The organism is Sphingobium psychrophilum (genome assembly GCF_012927105.1).
GTDB classification, from domain to species: Bacteria; Pseudomonadota; Alphaproteobacteria; order Sphingomonadales; family Sphingomonadaceae; genus Sphingobium; species Sphingobium psychrophilum.
Window position 1 is genome coordinate 1 of the sequence record NZ_JABBFV010000001.1, and the last position, 17,942, is coordinate 17,942.

A 17,942-nucleotide genomic window follows, 5' to 3' on the forward strand; every position below is an offset into this window, starting at 1 on the left:
CCACGACAACATCATCGACCTATGCTGCGACGCCTGGAATAGACTGATCGATCAGCCGTGGCGCATCATGACTATCGGACGCCGCAAATGGGCACGTGGGTCGTAATCAATGCAGCTTGGTATTACTGGAATAATAAGCGCATAATTTTGGGCCTTATCCTGTTCTGCAACTGTTCCACTTGGGTTATTGCGATGGTATTGGGACGCATATGGTCACCGGCCATATGGCTCGTGAACATGTTATACGCATGCCTCATGATAGCGGCGTTGATGGCGTCGGGAAGACGGATGAATATCGTCCTGCTGTTTGCCTTGATCGTCAACTGCGCCTGGATATTCGCAGTCCCATAGCTTGATCTAGCGCTCTCAGGCTTTCTCTCCAACCGTCCGTACCGGCTGCACGTCTGGATAGGGCATGATCGCCCGCCCGTCCGGTCCGGCAGTAATGCTCGTCTGCGTCGGATACGCAAACTCGATCCCCTCCGCATTGAAGCGTTTCCAGATGGCGAGGCCGATGCGGTGGCGCATCTGGAAATAGTCGTGATGGTCGGGATCGGGCACGTCGAAATTGAGCTGATAGTCCAGGCTGCTCGCGCCGAAGGCGATGATCCCGGCGTTGACGAAGATCAGCCCTTCGGCCTCGACAATCTCTTCGAGAATCGACGGAATCGCTTCCGCCTTCGCCTCGTCGGTCTGGTAGATGATGCCGATGGCGTAGGTGACGCGGCGCTGGGTCAGCGTCTGGAGGCTGGTGATTTCCTTTTGCAGCAGATTGGCGTTGGACACGACCTTCCGCTCGCCCGACATGGCGCGCAGGCGCGTGCTTTTGAGGCCGATCCGCTCGACCCGCGCGGTGGTCTGGTCGAACTGGATGATCTCGCCGCGCCGGAACGGCTTGTCGAAGATAATCGAGAGCGCAGCGAACAGGTCGGAGAAGATGCCTTGTGCAGCAAGGCCGATGGCGATGCCGCCGATGCCCAGGCCCGCGACCAGGCCGGTGACGTTGACGCCCAGATTGTCGAGCACCACGATCGTCGCGATCGCGAACAGGGCGAAGCTGACCAGCACGCGGATGAGGCCCATGGCGTTGGCCAGCGTCTCGCCTCCGCCATCCTCCGCCAGCGTCTTGCGCTCGATCAGGCCCAGGATGATTTCCCGCGCCCACAGTGCGGCCTGCAGCACGGTGGCGATGGTGAAGAGGAAGCCGATGGTCTTGGCCAGCGCGGGCGGCGCGTCGGCATAGCCCACGACCAGCCGGGCGGCGACCAACACCATGAAATAATGGGTGGTGCGCGCCGCCGCGCGGCCCAGAACATTGGTATAGCCCAGCGGATCGCCGCGATGGCCCTTGTGCCGCTTGCCCAGTTCGCGCAGGGCCGTCAGCGCCAGATAGATGAGAACGGCCGCGCCGATCGCGATCAGGATCTGGACATAATGGACCTGGAACCAGGCGATCGTGGAGTCCCACATTGCGCGCAGATTGGGTGCCTGCACCGTAATGGCGGTGGCGGGGTCTTTTTTGTCAGCCATGCTATTCCGTTTTAATAGTTTAGCGGATCAGGCCGCCACTGCTAACGGCGTGCAATCCGCGATCCCGTCGAGAAACGCAATCAGGCCGCGCTCTCCGCGCGATAGATAGCGCGTCTGACGCGGCAGGCGAAGCCCTTCCCGCCAGGCATCCTGCCCGTCTTTGCAAAGCACCAGCAAAGCGGGATGGACATAACTTTTACGGCTGATCGCCGGCGTGTTGCCCAGCGCCTGCGCCACCGGTTCGAGCAATTGCTTCAAGGAGACGTGCCCCGCCGCCAGCGTTTCGAAGGCGATGGTAGACGCCCCCCAGGTGCGGAAATGCTTGGCGGTGAAGGGGCCGCCCATGGCGTCGGCGATATAGGCGTTGACGTCGCTCGACGTGATCGGCCGCGCGTCGCCATCCTCGTCCAGATATTGGAAAAGATGCTGGCCGGGCAAATCCTGCACCTGTCGCACGAAGCGGAGCAGGCGGGTGTCGGTGACGGTGAGTTGCTGCTGCTTGCCGGATTTGGCGCGGTAGCGCAGCGTCAGCGACTTGCCGGACAGGTCGACATGGCGGCGGCGCAGCGTGGTCGCGCCGAAACTTTTGTTGGTCGTCGCATAATGTTCGTTGCCTACGCGCAACTTGCCGAGGTCGAGCAGGCGGACGACGGCGGCCAGCGTTCGGTCCTTGCGCAGGCCGCGGCGCGACAGATCGGCCTCCAGCCGCGCGCGCAGTTTGGGCAGGGCGCGGCCGAAATCCGGGCAACCGGCATATTTCTCCGCGTCCCGTGCGGCTCGAAAATCGGGATGATAGCGATATTGTTTCCGGCCGCGATCGTCATAGCCGGTCGCCTGGATATGGCCCAGGCCCGACGGGCAATACCAGCAATCGACATAAGCGGGCGGCAGGGCGATCGCGTTCAGGCGGTCGATTTCGTCCCGGTCGGTGATGCGGTTGCCATCGACGTCATAATAGGCCCAACCATGTTTAAGCTTGCGCCGGGTGATGCCGGGCGTGGCATCGTCCGTGTGGGCGATCGGTGGGTGGGCCATCTATCCTGCTCGTTATCTTATGGTTGATGAAGCCCGAAAACCCGCTGTTCGTCGCTTTCGTTCCGCAACTTCTCCCGCCGCTGCCCGTTAGGACAGGCCAGCCCCAAGAAGGAAAATTCCATGCCCGCCATCGCAGAAAGCCGCATCCTGATCATCGCGACCGACGGGTTCGAACAGTCCGAACTGTTCGATCCGCGCCAGGCCCTGATCGACGCGGGGGCGGAGGTCGTACTCGCCTCGCCCGATACGAAGCCCATTCAAGGCATGAAGCATGACGAGAAGGGTGACACGATCACGCCCGAAATCACGCTGGAGGCGGTGAAGATTGCGGAATATGATGGCCTGATCCTGCCGGGCGGGGTGGCCAATCCCGATACGCTGCGGATGAACGAGAAGGCGGTGGCGCTCATCCGCGCCTTCGTCGAATCAGGCAAGCCCGTGGCGGCGATCTGCCATGCGCCCTGGCTGCTGGTGGAAGCGGGCGTATTGCGCGGGAAGACGGTCACAAGCTGGCCGTCGGTGCGCACCGACCTGGCCAATGCCGGCGCGACGGTGGTCGATATGCAGGTGGCGATCGACGGGAACATCATCACCAGCCGCAATCCCGACGATATCCCGGCCTTTGTCGAGGCGTTCAGGAAAGCAGTGAGCGAATCGCAGACGGTCCCAGCCTGAGCGGCGGGATACCCAGGCGCCAGGGCGTGACCGTGCGGCGGAGCAGCGAGAGATAGGCCAGCGTCCATGCCGCGCAGACGGTAAGCGTCGGCGCAGCGAAAGCCACGGTGCCGGGTACGAAGAAGGCTGCGGCGGCAGCGGCGACGCTGCCGCCCAGCACGACCGCCAGGGCGCGCGGCTCCCCGTCGGGGCCGCGCAGCCAGACCATCGCGGCAGCAACGCCCGTCAGGAAGCTGAGGATAAGATGCAGCGAGGCCGGGCCGGGGAGGCCCAGCGCGGCGATCAGCAATATAAGGATCGCGGCTGCTGGTGCCAGCGGAACCCGGCCGAGCAGCCGGGTGGTGAGCGGATAGGTCAGCAATTCGCACGCCAGCGCGGCGAGCAGGATCGCGATCGTCAGGTCGGCATCACCGGCGATCAGGGCGACCACGGCGGCCGCGCCCCAGCGGATGAGGCGGGTGGGCGCCATCAGGATATGGCTGACCCACTCCCGCGCGCCAGGCCGCGGAGTGAAACGGCGATCGGCAAGTCGCAACTGGAAACCGCCGACCAGCAATAGTGCGTCGATGCCCCAGGGCAGCAGACCCGGCACCTGCCATGAACAGGCGAGCAACAGGCCAAGCAGCAGGCCGTGGGCGATGCCCAACAGGCGCAATTCTCCGATCATGCCGGAACGCCGTGCCGCGCGGCCAGCGTGGCGGCCAGATCGCGCCTGGCCGCGTCCGTGCGCAGCCGGGTGACATAGGTGTCCAGCCCGATCTGGAGCGCCAGCATCATGAAGATGAAGGGTTGATAGGCGATGCCCACGAACAGCGATCCGATCATATAGATGACATGGCCCTGTTGCAGGGCCGAGGCGAAGGGCGAGATCCAGGCTTCGTCCGGGCCGTCACGCTTGCGATAGAAGCGACGGATCATTTCGGTGCGGATGAAGCAGATGCCGTGGATCAGCGCCCAGATGAAGAAACCGAAATAGCCCTGCTCGCCCAGCATCTCGAAATAGGCGCTGTGATAGGCGCGGCCCTTGTCGGTGACGATGCGCCGCTCGATCCGCGCGCCGCCGCTATCGACGACGGTGCTCTGGGCGAAATAGGTGAAGCTGTTCTGGAGATAATTGTCGAAACCGCCGCCGCCCGGATGCTGCTTCACATAATCAAGCGTCCACATCCACACCGCGACGCGGGTGGCGGCGCTCTCGTCGCCCTGGTGATTCTCGATCGTTTCCATCCGCTGCGTGAAGCTGGCGGGCAGGAAGGGTATGGAGGCCAGCGCGGCCACGGCCAGCAGCGGGCCATAGACGAATTTGCGCTTCGATCGGACCAGCATCATGCCCGCCAGGATGACGATGCAGACAAGGCCGGTGCGCGCTTCCGTGCCGATCGGCATCAACATGCAGGCGAGGCAGAGGGCATAGCAGAAGCTCTTCACCTTCCAGTCCGGCGGGAAGATGGTGCCATGGTTTGATAGCCAGAGGATCAGCGGCATCAGCGAGACGGCGACGCAGCTGATGATGCTGCCTTCATAAAGCCCACTGTTATTTTCGACCATCAGGTTGAGCACGCCATAGCCGCCGCCCGACAGCGCGGTCTTCATGCCGCCATTGATGATGATGGTGCTGGCGCAGAGAATCATGAAAACGGTCAGCGCCTCGATCCGAAGGCGTGTGCGCAGGACCAGCGGCAGGAAGATGCCGGCGATGATCGCCTTCCACACCCAATTCCATTTGGTGAGCGCTTCGGCCGGGAAATCGGCGGTCAGGGTGGTGTAGCCACAATAGGCGACCAGTATGAGCATCAGCCCCTGCCGCACCGAGAATCGGCAATCCTTCTTGTCGTCCATCACCAGCCAGGCGCCGACCATCGCGGCAAAGGCCATGGCGGAGATGGGGATGGTGTTGAGCAGGAAATAGGACAGGCGCTGGGGCGAGACGATGTCGATATAGGCATAGACCGCCACCAGCAGGAACGGCCGTTTCAGGCCCATCAGGCCGAAGATTCCCAGGAAAGCGATGAAGAACAGGTCACGCATCGGCATGCGGCTCCGACGCCGAAGGAAGCGATGGCGGCGGGTCGCGATCCAGGTCGGCGCGCGGCAACAGCCGCCAGGCGGCGAGCAGGATCACGCCATGGCTGATCAGCAGGGAGAGGGCGTCGATCATCGCGCGTCGATCATAGGGGCTTGGGTGATTCCGTTCGGCACGATTCCCCCACTAGCGAGACAGAGTTGACGGGCCGTTAAACCTTTTTCGGCAAACAGAACGGGCTATGACTCGTATTCTCCATGTTCTGGACCACAGTCTGCCGCTGCACAGCGGCTACACCTTTCGCACCCGTGCGATCCTGCGTGCGCAGATGGCCAGGGGGTGGGAGGTGCGCGGCATCACTGGCCACCGCCATGCAGCGCAGGGACCGGAGCAAGAGATGGTCGACGGCCTGACATTCCACCGCACGCCGGGCGAACCGGCCAGCGGCAATCCGCTGATTCGCGAATGGCGCGACATTTCGGCCCATGCCGATGCGATCGACGCGCTGGTGCGGCAATGGCGGCCTGACGTCATCCACGCCCATTCGCCGGTATTGAACGCCATCGCCGCGCAGCGTGTCGCCAAGCGCCATAACCTCCCGATGATCTACGAAATCCGTGCCTTTTGGGAGGATGCGGCGGTAGGCAACGGCACCGGTGTCGAAGGCAATCCGCGCTATTGGCTGACGCGCCAGCTGGAAACCCATGCGGTGCGCGCGGCCGATGCCGTGGCGGTGATCTGCGAAGGGCTGCGCAGCGACCTGATCGCGCGCGGCGTGGATGCGGACAAGATCGTAGTGTCGCCCAATGGCGTCGATATGGACCAGTTCGGCACGCCGGTCGATCGCGACCTGGCGCTGACCGCAAAACTGGGCCTCGAAGGGGCCGACGTGGTCGGCTTCATCGGCAGCTTCTATGATTATGAGGGGCTGGACGACCTGATCGCCGCGATGCCGCGACTCGTGCGCGCCCGGCCCAGGGCCAAGCTGCTGCTGGTCGGCGGCGGCCCGCGCGAACAGGCGCTGCGGGACCAGGCGCTGGCGTCGCCCTTTGCCGACCATATCGTCTTTGTCGGGCGGGTGCCGCATGACCAGGTCGAACATTATTATGCGCAGGTCGATATATTGGCCTATCCGCGCAAGGCGATGCGGCTGACCGATCTGGTCACGCCGTTGAAGCCGCTGGAGGCGATGGCGCAGGGGCGCTTGGTGGCGGCGTCCAGTGTCGGCGGGCATCGCGAACTGATCGAGGATGGCGTCACCGGCACGTTGTTCGCGCCTGACGATCCAGCCGCGATCGCCGCGGCCCTGGCGGAGATGTTCGCGAATTGCGGCGGATGGGATGAACGCCGCGCCGTCGCCCGCGCTTTCGTCGAGCGCGAGCGTAACTGGTCGTCAAACATTGTGCGTTATGAACCGGTTTACCAGCGGCTGCTGGCGCGTCCGACACGGACCCGTGCGGCCGCATGAGCCAAGGGTTGAACAAAAGGTGACGGCGGGAGTCATCAGCAGGCGGGGCATGGCGATCGCCGCACTGGCCGGTCTGGCAACCGCATTGCTGGTGTTGTGGATGCCGGTCGGCCTGGTCGAGATGATCGTGGCGTCGAGCGGCCTCAGCGAAGCGGTGCCGGCCGCGGCGCCGCCGCTGGGATTGAAGGCGCGGCTGATGATGGCGGGCTTCGCTGGAATCATGGCGATCGGGCTGGTTGGCCTGGCACGCCGCGATGCGGACGTATCAGGTCAAGATAGTGGGCCGGAACACAATAATGGGAAAGGACGCGCCCATCGCGTCCAGGGAGCACATAAAATGGGTTTCGCATTCTCCAAGCTGACCGCGCTGGCGCGGGGCCGTGCTGCACCGGGTATCGAACCGGACGCGCCGATCCTGCGTCGGGCCGACGCGCATCCTGACGCGCCGTCCCGCCCGCCGATCTTCGCCAGCCGGGATTTCGACGGAATCGATATCTTCCCGCGGGCCGAATCGGGCCGACGCGGGTTGGTGGCGCATCGCGATCCGGAGCGCGAGACGGTGGTGCCGCTTGGCAAGCTGGCCATGCCCAGTGCGCCCATGCCGCTGGCGGAGGCGGACCTGCCGCAACCCGCTTTCCTGCGGCCGGCCGGCCCCTTTGCCGTGCCGACCCTGGTCGAAGACGATAGCGAAGATGATGGCGCGGACGAAGACTATGTCGCGTTCGAACCATTGCCGGTGGCGGCTGAATGGGCCGCGCCTGCGACGCCCGCCTTCGTCGCCCAGCCTGCCGACGCGATCCGCCCTGCCCCTTTGCCCATGCCCTCCACCCATGGCCTGTCGATCAGCGAACTGACCGAGCGGCTGGAGCGCGGGTTGACGCACCGGTCGCGGAAAATGTCCTCGGCCGGGGCCGGTGACGGCGTGATCGCCGACATGCCGGTCGCATCGGCCGTGCCGGTGCGCGCGGCGGTGGAACAGGATGCCGACGAAGCGCTGCGCGCGGCGCTGGGTGCGCTGCGTTCCATGACCGGGCGACGGTAAGCCGCCGCCCGGCACAGGTCTTACCAGTCTTCGATCGTCAGGGCCGACAGTTCCAGCCAGACGCTTTCCATGTCCGCATCGCCATCATCGACGCTGATGTCGGCGACGAAATGGTCCGGCAGCATCCATTCGGCATCGGCTAGGCCAGCCATGAAGGCGCTGCCGCGTTCGGGGAAGTCATCCCCGCTCAGGCGCAGCCGCACCATATGGCGCTGCCCTTCGAACAGGGCGCTGGCCCAGGGGCGGCTGACCGCCCGTTCGACAATGGCGGGCTGGCCCGCGCGCGCCAACAGCTGCGCGAGCAAGGGTGGCAGCGGGCTGGCCCTTTTTCTTCCTATTCCTTTATTTCGGATGAGGTTGGCCGGGCCGAACCCATGATCCAGACTTGTCATTGGCTGATGCTCCTGCGATAAGTGTTCATGAAATGTTCTACTCTCCTCCTTATGCGATCGCCGGGTTGCCGACCCAGGCGCAGGTCGAAAACCAGGCGCGGATCGCGCGCGCAACGGCGTCCGAAGGTGGTTGGTCGCATCTTAAATTCGCGAAGAAATTGCTCGATCACACGCAGCAACATAGGCCTTCTTCTCCCCAGTCAGCGCGACTCGCCCGCTGCAAGTCGATAGGTTTATTCCTATCTCTAACGCAATTTCCTACTTGTCTAGGAAAATTCCTATCATTATGGATTGGATATGGATGAATCGGAACATGCCCGGATTGCACTCGATCGGCTGATTGCCGAGCGGGGGGAGAATTATGCCGATCTGTCCCGGCTGATCGGCCGCAATCCTGCCTATATTCAACAGTTCATCAAACGCGGCACGCCGCGCAAGCTGGACGAGGAGGATCGTCGCGTGCTGGCGCGCTATTTCGGCGTGCCTGAGCAGATGCTGGGCGGCGCGTCGGTGCCGGTCGCCGCACCCGCCCGGATGCGCGGGATGCCCGCGGTGGTCGCGGTGCCGCGGCTGGCGCTGGGCGCGTCGGCTGGCCTTGGGTCGCTGGACGAGGATGAGCAGGCGGCGGGCGTGATGGCGTTCGACGCGCGCTGGCTGCGCCATCTGGGCGTGCGGCCGCAGCGTGTGTCGATCATCCGGGTCGATGGCGAATCGATGGCACCGACCCTGAACGATGGCGACGACATCATGGTCGATCATGACGATGACGCCGGTCGTCTGCGCGACGGGGTCTATGTGCTGCGGTTGGACGGCGTGCTGATGGTCAAGCGCGTCGCCATGGGGCCACGGCGCGGCTGGTTCAGCGTAGTGAGCGACAATCCCCATTATCCCGACTGGGCGGACATCGACCCGGCGCTGGTGGATATTGTAGGCCGGGTCGTCTGGAGCGGCAGGCGCTTGAATTGACGACGATCGCGTTTCATTCCGTCAAGTGGATATTTTGCGATTGGGTCGGGATAGGCGGAGCGGCCATGGCGTTATCGCCGGGCAAAAGGCGACGGCGTGGCTGCGCCAGAGGAGTGTCGATTGAACGATAATGGCGCAGTAATCCGCAAGGGACAGGAATGGCGCGGTGCGCCCATGGCGCTGGCGACGGTGGTGTCGACCTGGGGATCGGCCCCGCGCCCGCGCGGCAGCCATATGATCGTCCATGCCGACGGCCGGTTCGAAGGCAGTATTTCGGGCGGTTGCGTGGAAAGCGACGTGTTGCAACGCGCGGCGGAGGTGATCGGGGGGCGCGCCGCCCATGTCGAACGCTATGGCGTGGCCGATGGCGATGCCTGGGAAGTCGGCCTGCCATGCGGCGGCGAGATCGCGGTGCTGGTCCAGCCGGTGGGCGATGCGGGATTCGCCCCCGGATTGTTCGACCGGATCGCCGCGGAAAGCGCGCGCGGCCGGGCGCTCACGCTGGCGACCGATTTGGAGAGCGGGGTGACGCGGGAGTCGGCCGGGGCGGGCGATTTCCTCAATCGCTACGATCCGCCGCGCCGCCTGCTGATCGTCGGCGCGGTGCAGATCGCCCAGAGCCTGGTGCCGTTGGCGCAGGCGATCGGGGTGACGCCGGTGGTGATCGATCCGCGCGGGCGTTTCCTGACGGTCGAGCGTTTCCCCGGTGTGGAATTGGACGACCGCTGGCCCGACGAGGCGATTGCGGCGCGCTTCCCGGGCGAATCGACCGCGGTCGTGACATTGAGCCATGACATCAAGATCGACGACCCCGCGCTGGTGGCGGCGTTGCGTGCGCCCACCGGCTATGTCGCGGCGCTGGGATCGCGCAAGAGCCAGGCGGCGCGGCTGGAGCGGCTGGGGGCGATGGGCTTCGGGGCCGATGACCTGGCCCGCATCGACGGGCCGGCAGGGCTGGATATCGGCGCGATCGGCGCGGCGGAAATCGCGCTGTCGATCACGGCGGGGATGGTCGCGGGGTTCAACGCGCGACGTTGACGCTAATGCGTGTCCCCTGCCGCAAGGGATGGGCAGGGGACACATCCCTTACGCTGTCGGGCACAAAGGATGGCGCGCCCTAGCAAAGCGACGGGATGTATCAATACCCCGAACGACGTATTCGTGAAATTTCTTGTCGCTGGGTGAGGATTTACTATCGTAATATTACGAGCATTGCAATATTTTGCGCGGAGCCTTTTGCCGAACGCGGCTATCAATCCTGTTTTGACAGAATATTTAACAACAGCGCCCACCATTCTTGCCGCCGTAGCGTGCCTCCTGCCGGTCGCGAAAAAATTGCGTGCGGTCCATGGCCGGCCGGTCGGGATGATGCGCGGCCATGTGGCGCAGATAGGCGTCATAGTCGGGCAGGCCGACCATGAGTCGCGCGGTCTGGCGCAGCGTGGCAAATAGCCCGATCATTCGGCCGGCACCAGTTGAGAGGGGATTTCGCGCGCCGTGGGTGCCGCGGTCCGCCGGGCGGTGATGCAGGTGCGGATGGTGAACAAGAGCAGCGCCAGCACCACCGCCAGGAACAGCGCCACCAGTGCAGCATCGATCCGGTCGTTGAAGATGATGCGCTGCATTTCCGCCATCGACTTGGCGGGGGTCAGCACCGTTCCGGCATCCGCCGCGGCGCTGAATTTCGCGGCATGGGCGAGGAAGCCGACCTTGGCATCGGCCGAGAAGAGCTTGATCCAGCCGGCCGACAATGTGCAGATCAGCAACCACACGGTCGGGACCAAAGTCACCCAGGCGAAGCGGTCGCGCTTCATGCGGAAGAGGACGGCGGTGCCGAGCATCAGCGCGATCGCCGCGAGCATCTGGTTGGAGATGCCGAATACCGGCCACAGCGTGTTCACGCCGCCGAGCGGATCGGTGACGCCCTGATAGAGGAAGAAGCCCCAGGCCGCGACGGTCAGCGCCGTGGCGACGATGCCGGGAATGTGGCTCTTTGTATCCTTGAAGCTGGGCACGGCGAGCGCGATCAGATCCTGCAACATGAAGCGCCCGGCGCGGGTGCCGGCATCCACCGCGGTCAGGATGAAGAGCGCCTCGAACAGGATCGCGAAATGATACCAGAAGGCCTTCATCGCCGGGCCGCCGACGACATGGCTGAAGATTTCCGCCATTGCCACCGCCAGCGTCGGGGCGCCGCCCGCCCGGCTGATGATGCTATGTTCGCCCACATCCTTCGCGGTCTGGGTGATGAGGTCAGGCGAGATCGGGAAGCCCATGGCGGTGACGGCGGCTGACGCGCTGGCGGCGTCCGTCCCGATCAACGCTGCGGGGCTGTTCATCGTAAAATAGATGCCGGGGTCCAGGATCGATGCGCCGACCAGCGCCATAATGGCCACAAACGCTTCCATCAGCATCGCGCCATAGCCGATCATCGGCGCATGGGCTTCGCTGGCGATCAGCTTGGGCGTGGTGCCGCTGGCGATCAGCGCGTGAAAACCCGACACCGCACCGCAAGCGATGGTGATGAACAGGAAGGGGAAGAGGCCGCCCGACCAGACCGGGCCGTTGCCGCCGACGAACTGGGTGAGCGCGGGCATCTTCAAGGGCGGGGCCATGATGACGATGCCGATCGCCAGCGCCGCGATCGCGCCGATCTTGAGGAAGGTGGACAGGTAATCGCGCGGCGCGAGCAGGAGCCAGACCGGCAGGACGGAGGCGATCGCGCCATAGCCGATCAATATCCAGCATAGCTGGACCGGGGTGAAGGTGAAGATCGGACCCCAGATCGGAGACAGCGATACCGCCTGGCCATAGACGATCGCCGCCAGCAGCCCGACGAGGCCCAGCAGCGACACTTCGCCGATGCGGCCCGGCCTGATCCAGCGGGTATAGGCGCCCATCGCCATGGCGAGCGGCACAGTGGCGGCGACGGTGAACATGCCCCAGGGGCTTTCCGCCAGCGCCTTCACCACGATCAGCGCCAGCACGGCCAGGATGATGACCATGATCATGAAGGCGCCGAACAGCGCGATGGTGCCCGCGACCTGCCCCATTTCCATGCGGATCAGTTCGCCCAGAGACTTGCCGTCGCGGCGCATGGAGATGAACAGGATCATGAAATCCTGCACCGCGCCCGCCAGCACCACGCCAATAATGATCCAAAGCGTGCCGGGCAGATAGCCCATCTGCGCCGCCAGCACCGGCCCGACGAGCGGCCCCGCGCCCGCTATCGCCGCGAAATGATGGCCGAACAGGACGGACTTGTCGGTCGCGACATAGTCCAGGCCATCGGCACGGCGGATCGCGGGGGTGGGCCGCGCGGGGTCCAGCCGCATCACATGGCGGGCGATGAAAAGGGCGTAATAGCGATAGGCGACCAGGAAGCAGCTGACCGCCGCGACCACGATCCACAGCGCGTTGACCGCTTCACCGCGCGACACCGCGACGATGGTAAGGGCAACCGCGCCGATGATGGCGATCAAAATCCAGGGTAGGTGCCGGGTCATGCCGCCTCGCGTCGATAGGGAGCCTGGCCTGAAATCCCCGCCCTCCTGCGAGTGCAGGAGCATGGCGGAGCGGGTGGCAGGCCTGGTTTCCAAGCTACCCTAAGCCGCTATGCTTGAAAGACAACCGCCTACCTTAGACGGAGGGCGCTGCGGCGGAACGGGGGATGGTGGTGGTGCGGACCGGCCTTATACGCGGATTGCGGTCTAGCGGCGGCGGAACGGCCAGTCGGTCACGCCGCTGACCCAGAGCGCCCACCAGATGATGACCGGCTGTAGCGCCAGCCGCGGGCCATGATACCACCAACTCAGATGCGCGCCTCCCAGGGGAATGTCGTTGAGCGCATGGTTGATATTGGCCGGCCAGACGCACAGCGCATAGAGGGCGAGGCCAACGCCAGCCGCGTAGCGCAGGCGTGGGACCATCAGCCCGATCGCGCCCGCCAGTTCTGCCACGCCGGTCATCGCCACCACCAGTTCGGGCATGGGCACCCAATGCGGCGTGATCGCCAGAAAGCCGCCCGGCCGCGACAGATGGGCGACGCCGGCCACGGCATAGGCTGCGGCCAGCACCAGTCGGGCTATGGTGCGGCCGCGCGCCACTTAATGCGTCACGTCGATTTCAAGTTCGCCCTCATCCTGTCCGTCCCAATAATGAGCGCGTTCGGCATGAACCTGGATCATCACCAAGCCTGGCGTGTCGGCACCATCCTCGAACCACAATTCCAAATCTGGGTTCCAATGGTCCTCAAACTGGGCGCGGTCGCGAATCAGGTCGGCGCGACCTTCCAGCGCGATGAACAACGGGCGCTGGCCGAACAGGCCGCTTTTGCCGTGGAAGGACAGGCTGACCCGCGGGTCACGCTCGATATCGCGCACCATCAACGTATCTTCGGTGGTGAAATAATAGCTGTCGCCGCCATGGGCGACATCCTGATTGTTGCTCATCGGACGAGCGCCGATATGGCCATCCTCCGTATGGGTGGACAGCATGGCGAAATCGATATGCTGCATCTTTTCGGCCAGGCTGGCGATCGTGTGCTGCACCATGGGAGTCTCCTCTACTCGATCCGCTGTTAACGCAGGACAGGCCGAGTCGGGTTCCATCGATCGGATTCGACTCTCGATCGATAAGAACATATCATGAACATAATCGACATGATTCGGGAGTCATCGCCATGGAAAGCCGCACCTCGCCGCTTTACCGCCCTTTTTTCGCGCTGAAGCCGCCGGCGGTCGTCGCGCGGCAGATCGATCATTTCGCCGCGACCCTGGCGCCGGGCGCAGACCGTATCCTGCCCGACCATCAGCATGTCACGCTCGGCATCACGACCGACTGGCCGGACTATCCCTATGAACTGATCAAGGCGCGACGCCGGGCGGCAGCGGGGATCATGGCGGAGCCGTTCGACCTGATGCTGGACGGCGTGCATGTTGGCGGCCAGTCGGCCGCCCTGCGGCCATCGCGCAGCATTGCCGGGTTGAAGACAGTGCAGCAGCAGGTCGCCGTTGCGATGGCGCGGGCCGGGGCGACGCCGCGTCCGGGCTGGCGCTTCAGCCCGCATCAGACATTGTTCTACTGCGACGCGCGGCACAGCCAGCAGCGCATCGACGGATTTAGCTGGCATGTGGAGGAAGTGGTGCTGGTGTGCAGCCATGTCGGCCGCACCCGACACGAGATTATGGGCAGTTGGCCGCTCAAGGGCGATGCGCAATATCGGCTGTTTTAGAGCCTCACTTGATTTAACCGCATCGTGTTCCCGCGCAGGCGGGAACCCAGTCGCACCGTCTGAACTGGGTTCTCGCCTGCGCGGGAACACGGGTTACAATAGTCAGCGTTTGCGGACAAATTCCGCGCGCAGTACCAACCCCTTGATCCCGTCATAGCGGCAGTCGATTTCCTGGGCGTCGCCGGTCAGGCGGATCGACTTGATGAGCGTGCCGCGCTTGAGCGTCTGGCCCGCGCCCTTGACGGTCAGATCCTTGATCAGCGTGACCTGATCGCCATCGACCAGCAGGTTGCCGACGGAATCGCGCACCTCGACCGTATCAGCGGCGTCGCTCGACACAGGGGCGTCCGCCGCGCTGATCCATTCGCCGCTGGCTTCGTCATAGACATAATCGTCGTCGGCCATGGTCATCTATCCCTGGGTTACGCTTTGCAGCACGGCGGCACGCAATTCGGGGATGCCCATGCCCTTTTCGCTCGACGTGACGATGATGTCGGGATGGGCGGCGGGGCGTTTGCGGATCGCGTCGGCTGTGGCCTGGGTCACGGCGGCGAGTTCGCTCGCCTTGATCTTGTCCGCCTTGGTCAGGACGATGCGATAGCTGACCGCCGCCCCGTCCAGCATGTCGAGCATGTCATTATCCACATCCTTGACGCCGTGGCGGCTGTCGACCAGCACCAGCGCGCGCTTGAGCGAGGCGCGCCCGCGCAGATAGTCGTTCACCAGGAACTTCCATTTGCGCACGACATCCTTGGGTGCCTTGGCATAGCCATAGCCCGGCATGTCGACGAGGCGGAAGCGCAGCGGTACGCCCACGTCGAAGAAGTTGAGTTCCTGCGTGCGCCCCGGCGTATTGGACGTTCGGGCCAGGCCATTGCGGTTGGTCAGCGCATTCAGCAGCGAGGATTTGCCGACATTGGAGCGGCCCGCAAACGCGACTTCGTTGACGTCCATGTCGGGCAGGAAGTCCAGCGTGGGCGCGGATTTGAGGAAGGCGATCGGCCCGCTGAAGAGCTTGCGCGCTTCCTCGATCAGGTCAGTATTTTCTTCTGTCACGTTCTTCTCCGTTCGCCCTGAGTAACCGCTGAGCTTGTCGAAGCGGTGTATCGAAGGGCCGAAGGCGCGCGATGCTTCGATACGGGCCTTCGACTTCGCTCAGTCCCTACTCAGCACGAACGGGGACTTGGTAGGGTTATTTACTTCGTCGCCGTCGCCGTGCTTAGCACCGGATGGCGGCGATACAGCCACCATTGTTGCGCCATCGACAGGCAGTTGTTGGTGATCCAGTAGACCAGCAGGCCGGCCGCGAAGGGCGCCATGATGAACATCATCATCCACGGCATGATCGAGAAGATCTGCTGCTGCATCGGGTCCATCTGGGCGGGGTTCAGCTTGAACTGGAAATACATGCTGATGCCCAGCAGCAGCGCCAGCACACCGATCGCCAGGAAGGATGGCGGGGTGAAGGGCAGCAGGCCGAACAGGTTGAAGATGTGCAGCGGATCGGGCGCTGACAGATCCTTGATCCACAGCACGAACGGCTGATGGCGCATTTCGATCGTCAGCATCAGCACCTTGTAGAGCGCGAAGAAGATCGGAATCTGGATGAAGATGGGCAGGCAGCCCGCCAGCGGGTTGACCTTTTCCGTCTTGTACAGCGCCATCATCTCCTGCTGGAGACGGGGCTTGTCGTCCTTATATTTCTCTTGCAGCGCCTTCATCTTGGGCTGCACGGCGCGCATCGCCGCCATGCTGGCGAACTGGCGCTGGGCGACCGGGAACATCAGGCCGCGCACCACGAAGGTCAGGCAGATGATGGCGAAGCCGAAATTGCCAAGTGTTTCGAACAGCCAGTGGAGCAGCGCGAAGATCGGCTGTTCGAACCAGTAGAACCAGCCCCAGTCGATCGCCCGGTCGAACAGCTTCACGCCGTCGCGTTCATAGGCCTGGAGCGTCTTGACTTCCTTCGCGCCGACATAGAGGCGAATGGTCTGCGTCGCAGCCTTGCCGGGTGCCAACATGGTTGATCCCAGCGCGGCGTCCGCCTGATATTGCGTGCCGGCACCCTTGCGGAATTGGCCGGAGAAATCGGCGTCCGTGCCGGGGACGAGGGCGGAGAGCCAATATTTGTCGGTGAAGCCGATCCAGCCGCCCTTGGACTGGAAGCTCTGGGTCGATGGACCCTTGTCCAGATCCTTGTAGTTCACGTCATAATTGGCCGCGCCGTTGAACACTCCCATCGGGCCGACATGGATGGTCCAGGTGTCGGGGTCCTTGGGGATACCGGTGCGGCTGATATAGCTGTAGGGCTTTACGCCCACGGCGCCCGCGCCGCTGTTCGACACCTTCTGCGCAGCGGAGATCATGTAATTTTGATCGACGCTCAGGCGGATTTCGAACAGCTGGCCAGCGCCATTATTCCAGGTTAGCAACACCGGACTCGTCGGCGTCAGCGCGCTGCCCTGCGCGGTCCAGACCGTGTCCTTGTTCGGTGTCTTCAACCCTTCGCCTTGCCAGCCGAAGCCGGCGAAATAGGCGTCCTGTGTGCCGCTGGGGCTGTACAGGCGGACGGCGGACGAATCCTTGTCGATGGTTTCACGATAGGTCGGCAACACGATATCGTCGATGCGCGCGCCGCGCAGGTTGATCGATCCGGTCAGCTTGGGCGTGCGGATCGGCACGCGGGGGCTTTCCTTCAATACGATGGCGCGGTCCCGAATCGTGACGGGGCCGTCCGCCGTATCGGTGCCGGGGGCGGCGACCGGGGTGGTCTTGCCGCCTTCGATTCTGGTCGCGGGCGGATTGGCCGCCGGGAAGAAATAATGCGAGACATAGGGCCAGCCGAACAGGATCGCCGCGGTCAGCAGCACCGCCAGAATGATATTCTTCTTGTCGTCCACGTTGTTCGGCTCCGCCGTCTTATGTCTGTGTCAAGGGACCGGGTCGTAGCCCGACCCGCCCCATGGGTGGCATCGCATTAGCCGCTTGAACCCCAACCAGCTACCCTTGATCGCGCCATATTTGCCGATCGCCTGAATCGTATATTCGGAGCAGGACGGAGCGTAGCGGCAGGTGGGGGGCAGGATGCGCGAAGGGCCAAGTTGCCAGAAGCGCGCGATCAGGATGAGCAGGCGGGCAATCACGGCTGTTCGCCGGTGCGCGGCGCTTGTGGATCGCTCTTTTTGGCGGGCTTGCCCTTGCGAGGGCGGGGCAGGCCGCGCGGCGGATCAATCGGGCGGGTCATGATCTTGCCTAGCGCCTTGCCCAATTCGGCGTGCAACAGCGCAAAATCGCGTTCGATACCGCCTTCGCGGCCGATCAGAACATGATCTGCGCCGGCAATACCATGAGCCGGCAGCAGTTCGCGCGCCAAAACGCGAAAGCGGCGCTTCATCCGGTTACGGATGACGGCGCCGCCAATCTTCTTCGTGACCGTGATGCCGATACGCATCGCCGGATCGCCATCGCCGCGTTCACGCACCAGCAGGACGAATCCCGGCATGGGCGCGCGGCGTCCCCGATTCGCCGCCAGAAAATCCGCACGCCTGCTCATAATGGCAGGCGCAGCGGACGGCGGC

The 17,942-nt window shown here is 64.0% G+C and carries 21 protein-coding genes; 6 read left to right on the forward strand and 15 right to left on the reverse strand.

The genetic code is table 11. The features are described from left to right. Nucleotides 1–366 precede the first annotated feature (366 nt). Entirely contained in the window at nucleotides 367–1,530 is a 1,164-nt protein-coding gene (locus HHL08_RS00005; protein WP_169570347.1) for a mechanosensitive ion channel family protein, read from the reverse strand. 27 nt (nucleotides 1,531–1,557) lie between these two features. Beyond that, the gene (locus HHL08_RS00010) at nucleotides 1,558–2,565 is read right to left on the reverse strand and encodes a DNA topoisomerase IB (protein ID WP_169570348.1); all 1,008 of its coding nucleotides are present in this window, start codon (nucleotides 2,563–2,565) and stop codon (nucleotides 1,558–1,560) included. 120 nt (nucleotides 2,566–2,685) lie between these two features. On the opposite strand from HHL08_RS00010, the gene HHL08_RS00015 reads away from it, so the two are divergent. Further along, complete coding sequence (locus tag HHL08_RS00015) at nucleotides 2,686–3,240, forward strand: type 1 glutamine amidotransferase domain-containing protein (RefSeq protein WP_169570349.1); 555 nt, start codon at nucleotides 2,686–2,688, stop codon at nucleotides 3,238–3,240. On the opposite strand, the gene HHL08_RS00020 is transcribed toward HHL08_RS00015, so the two are convergent. The 3 genes from HHL08_RS00020 to HHL08_RS00030 are packed head-to-tail and all read right to left on the reverse strand — an operon-like array spanning nucleotide 3,200 to nucleotide 5,398. Further along, nucleotides 3,200–3,907, reverse strand: coding sequence for a hypothetical protein (locus HHL08_RS00020; protein WP_169570350.1), 708 nt, complete (start codon nucleotides 3,905–3,907; stop codon nucleotides 3,200–3,202). The two genes, HHL08_RS00015 and HHL08_RS00020, sit on opposite strands and share 41 nt — an antisense overlap. After that, on the reverse strand, nucleotides 3,904–5,268 hold the full coding sequence (locus HHL08_RS00025) for a putative O-glycosylation ligase, exosortase A system-associated (RefSeq protein WP_169570351.1): 1,365 nt from the start codon (nucleotides 5,266–5,268) through the stop codon (nucleotides 3,904–3,906). Before HHL08_RS00025 ends, HHL08_RS00020 begins: the two co-directional genes overlap by 4 nt. Continuing rightward, nucleotides 5,261–5,398, reverse strand: a complete 138-nt coding sequence (locus HHL08_RS00030) for a hypothetical protein (protein ID WP_169570352.1) — start codon at nucleotides 5,396–5,398, stop codon at nucleotides 5,261–5,263. The genes HHL08_RS00025 and HHL08_RS00030 overlap by 8 nt, the downstream gene beginning before the upstream one ends. A gap of 106 nt (nucleotides 5,399–5,504) precedes the next feature. On the opposite strand from HHL08_RS00030, the gene HHL08_RS00035 reads away from it, so the two are divergent. Continuing rightward, a complete protein-coding gene (locus HHL08_RS00035) occupies nucleotides 5,505–6,731 on the forward strand; it encodes a TIGR04063 family PEP-CTERM/XrtA system glycosyltransferase (protein ID WP_169570353.1) in 1,227 nt (408 codons plus the stop codon). A 49-nt stretch (nucleotides 6,732–6,780) separates the two neighbouring features. Then, nucleotides 6,781–7,773, forward strand: coding sequence for a hypothetical protein (locus HHL08_RS00040; RefSeq protein ID WP_169570354.1), 993 nt, complete (start codon nucleotides 6,781–6,783; stop codon nucleotides 7,771–7,773). A 20-nt stretch (nucleotides 7,774–7,793) separates the two neighbouring features. On the opposite strand, the gene HHL08_RS00045 is transcribed toward HHL08_RS00040, so the two are convergent. Then, nucleotides 7,794–8,078 carry a hypothetical protein gene (locus HHL08_RS00045; protein ID WP_328804522.1) on the reverse strand — a complete coding sequence of 95 codons (285 nt, stop codon included), beginning with the start codon at nucleotides 8,076–8,078 and terminating at the stop codon, nucleotides 7,794–7,796. A 384-nt stretch (nucleotides 8,079–8,462) separates the two neighbouring features. On the opposite strand from HHL08_RS00045, the gene HHL08_RS00055 reads away from it, so the two are divergent. Further along, the gene (locus HHL08_RS00055) at nucleotides 8,463–9,131 is read left to right on the forward strand and encodes a S24 family peptidase (protein ID WP_169570357.1); all 669 of its coding nucleotides are present in this window, start codon (nucleotides 8,463–8,465) and stop codon (nucleotides 9,129–9,131) included. A 120-nt stretch (nucleotides 9,132–9,251) separates the two neighbouring features. Continuing rightward, on the forward strand, nucleotides 9,252–10,169 hold the full coding sequence (locus HHL08_RS00060) for an XdhC family protein (protein WP_169570358.1): 918 nt from the start codon (nucleotides 9,252–9,254) through the stop codon (nucleotides 10,167–10,169). 237 nt (nucleotides 10,170–10,406) lie between these two features. Here HHL08_RS00060 and HHL08_RS00065 read toward each other — a convergent pair whose 3' ends face one another. From HHL08_RS00065 to HHL08_RS00080, 4 genes are all read right to left on the reverse strand, one after another. Beyond that, nucleotides 10,407–10,592 carry a YbdD/YjiX family protein gene (locus HHL08_RS00065; RefSeq protein WP_169570359.1) on the reverse strand — a complete coding sequence of 62 codons (186 nt, stop codon included), beginning with the start codon at nucleotides 10,590–10,592 and terminating at the stop codon, nucleotides 10,407–10,409. Continuing rightward, nucleotides 10,589–12,637 (reverse strand): carbon starvation CstA family protein, encoded by a 2,049-nt coding sequence (locus HHL08_RS00070; RefSeq protein WP_169570360.1) that lies wholly within the window; start codon nucleotides 12,635–12,637, stop codon nucleotides 10,589–10,591. Before HHL08_RS00070 ends, HHL08_RS00065 begins: the two co-directional genes overlap by 4 nt. Before the next feature lie 204 nt (nucleotides 12,638–12,841). Then, the gene (locus tag HHL08_RS00075; RefSeq protein ID WP_328804523.1) at nucleotides 12,842–13,237 is read right to left on the reverse strand and encodes a DoxX family protein; all 396 of its coding nucleotides are present in this window, start codon (nucleotides 13,235–13,237) and stop codon (nucleotides 12,842–12,844) included. Further along, complete coding sequence (locus HHL08_RS00080; RefSeq protein ID WP_169570361.1) at nucleotides 13,238–13,684, reverse strand: pyridoxamine 5'-phosphate oxidase family protein; 447 nt, start codon at nucleotides 13,682–13,684, stop codon at nucleotides 13,238–13,240. A 128-nt stretch (nucleotides 13,685–13,812) separates the two neighbouring features. Here HHL08_RS00080 and HHL08_RS00085 point away from each other — a divergent pair, with 128 nt between their 5' ends. Beyond that, nucleotides 13,813–14,364: a 2'-5' RNA ligase family protein gene (locus tag HHL08_RS00085; RefSeq protein ID WP_169570362.1), complete on the forward strand. Its 552-nt coding sequence runs from the start codon at nucleotides 13,813–13,815 to the stop codon at nucleotides 14,362–14,364. A gap of 102 nt (nucleotides 14,365–14,466) precedes the next feature. Here the strand turns inward: HHL08_RS00085 and HHL08_RS00090 are convergent, their stop codons facing one another. From HHL08_RS00090 to rnpA, 5 genes are all read right to left on the reverse strand, one after another. Continuing rightward, nucleotides 14,467–14,769: an alkylphosphonate utilization protein gene (locus tag HHL08_RS00090; RefSeq protein WP_169570363.1), complete on the reverse strand. Its 303-nt coding sequence runs from the start codon at nucleotides 14,767–14,769 to the stop codon at nucleotides 14,467–14,469. Between the two features lie 6 nt (nucleotides 14,770–14,775). Continuing rightward, entirely contained in the window at nucleotides 14,776–15,420 is a 645-nt protein-coding gene (yihA, locus tag HHL08_RS00095) for a ribosome biogenesis GTP-binding protein YihA/YsxC (protein WP_169570364.1), read from the reverse strand. 140 nt (nucleotides 15,421–15,560) lie between these two features. Then, nucleotides 15,561–17,264 (reverse strand): membrane protein insertase YidC, encoded by a 1,704-nt coding sequence (gene yidC / locus HHL08_RS00100; RefSeq protein ID WP_169570365.1) that lies wholly within the window; start codon nucleotides 17,262–17,264, stop codon nucleotides 15,561–15,563. Between the two features lie 30 nt (nucleotides 17,265–17,294). Next, nucleotides 17,295–17,507, reverse strand: coding sequence for a membrane protein insertion efficiency factor YidD (yidD, locus tag HHL08_RS00105; protein ID WP_169570366.1), 213 nt, complete (start codon nucleotides 17,505–17,507; stop codon nucleotides 17,295–17,297). Beyond that, the gene (rnpA, locus tag HHL08_RS00110) at nucleotides 17,504–17,917 is read right to left on the reverse strand and encodes a ribonuclease P protein component (RefSeq protein WP_169570367.1); all 414 of its coding nucleotides are present in this window, start codon (nucleotides 17,915–17,917) and stop codon (nucleotides 17,504–17,506) included. Before rnpA ends, yidD begins: the two co-directional genes overlap by 4 nt. Between the last annotated feature and the right edge of the window lie 25 nt (nucleotides 17,918–17,942).

Coding starts and splice junctions, on each gene's coding strand:
- HHL08_RS00030 (WP_169570352.1), bottom strand. CDS start 5,398: ATGATCGACGCCCTCTCCCTGCTGATCAGCCATGGCGTGATCCTGCTC.
- HHL08_RS00085 (WP_169570362.1), top strand. CDS start 13,813: ATGGAAAGCCGCACCTCGCCGCTTTACCGCCCTTTTTTCGCGCTGAAG.
- HHL08_RS00070 (WP_169570360.1), bottom strand. CDS start 12,637: ATGACCCGGCACCTACCCTGGATTTTGATCGCCATCATCGGCGCGGTT.
- HHL08_RS00005 (WP_169570347.1), bottom strand. CDS start 1,530: ATGGCTGACAAAAAAGACCCCGCCACCGCCATTACGGTGCAGGCACCC.
- HHL08_RS00040 (WP_169570354.1), top strand. CDS start 6,781: ATGGCGATCGCCGCACTGGCCGGTCTGGCAACCGCATTGCTGGTGTTG.
- HHL08_RS00065 (WP_169570359.1), bottom strand. CDS start 10,592: ATGATCGGGCTATTTGCCACGCTGCGCCAGACCGCGCGACTCATGGTC.
- HHL08_RS00055 (WP_169570357.1), top strand. CDS start 8,463: ATGGATGAATCGGAACATGCCCGGATTGCACTCGATCGGCTGATTGCC.
- rnpA (WP_169570367.1), bottom strand. CDS start 17,917: ATGAGCAGGCGTGCGGATTTTCTGGCGGCGAATCGGGGACGCCGCGCG.
- HHL08_RS00010 (WP_169570348.1), bottom strand. CDS start 2,565: ATGGCCCACCCACCGATCGCCCACACGGACGATGCCACGCCCGGCATC.
- HHL08_RS00025 (WP_169570351.1), bottom strand. CDS start 5,268: ATGCGTGACCTGTTCTTCATCGCTTTCCTGGGAATCTTCGGCCTGATG.
- HHL08_RS00035 (WP_169570353.1), top strand. CDS start 5,505: ATGACTCGTATTCTCCATGTTCTGGACCACAGTCTGCCGCTGCACAGC.
- HHL08_RS00080 (WP_169570361.1), bottom strand. CDS start 13,684: ATGGTGCAGCACACGATCGCCAGCCTGGCCGAAAAGATGCAGCATATC.
- HHL08_RS00090 (WP_169570363.1), bottom strand. CDS start 14,769: ATGGCCGACGACGATTATGTCTATGACGAAGCCAGCGGCGAATGGATC.
- HHL08_RS00020 (WP_169570350.1), bottom strand. CDS start 3,907: ATGATCGGAGAATTGCGCCTGTTGGGCATCGCCCACGGCCTGCTGCTT.
- HHL08_RS00015 (WP_169570349.1), top strand. CDS start 2,686: ATGCCCGCCATCGCAGAAAGCCGCATCCTGATCATCGCGACCGACGGG.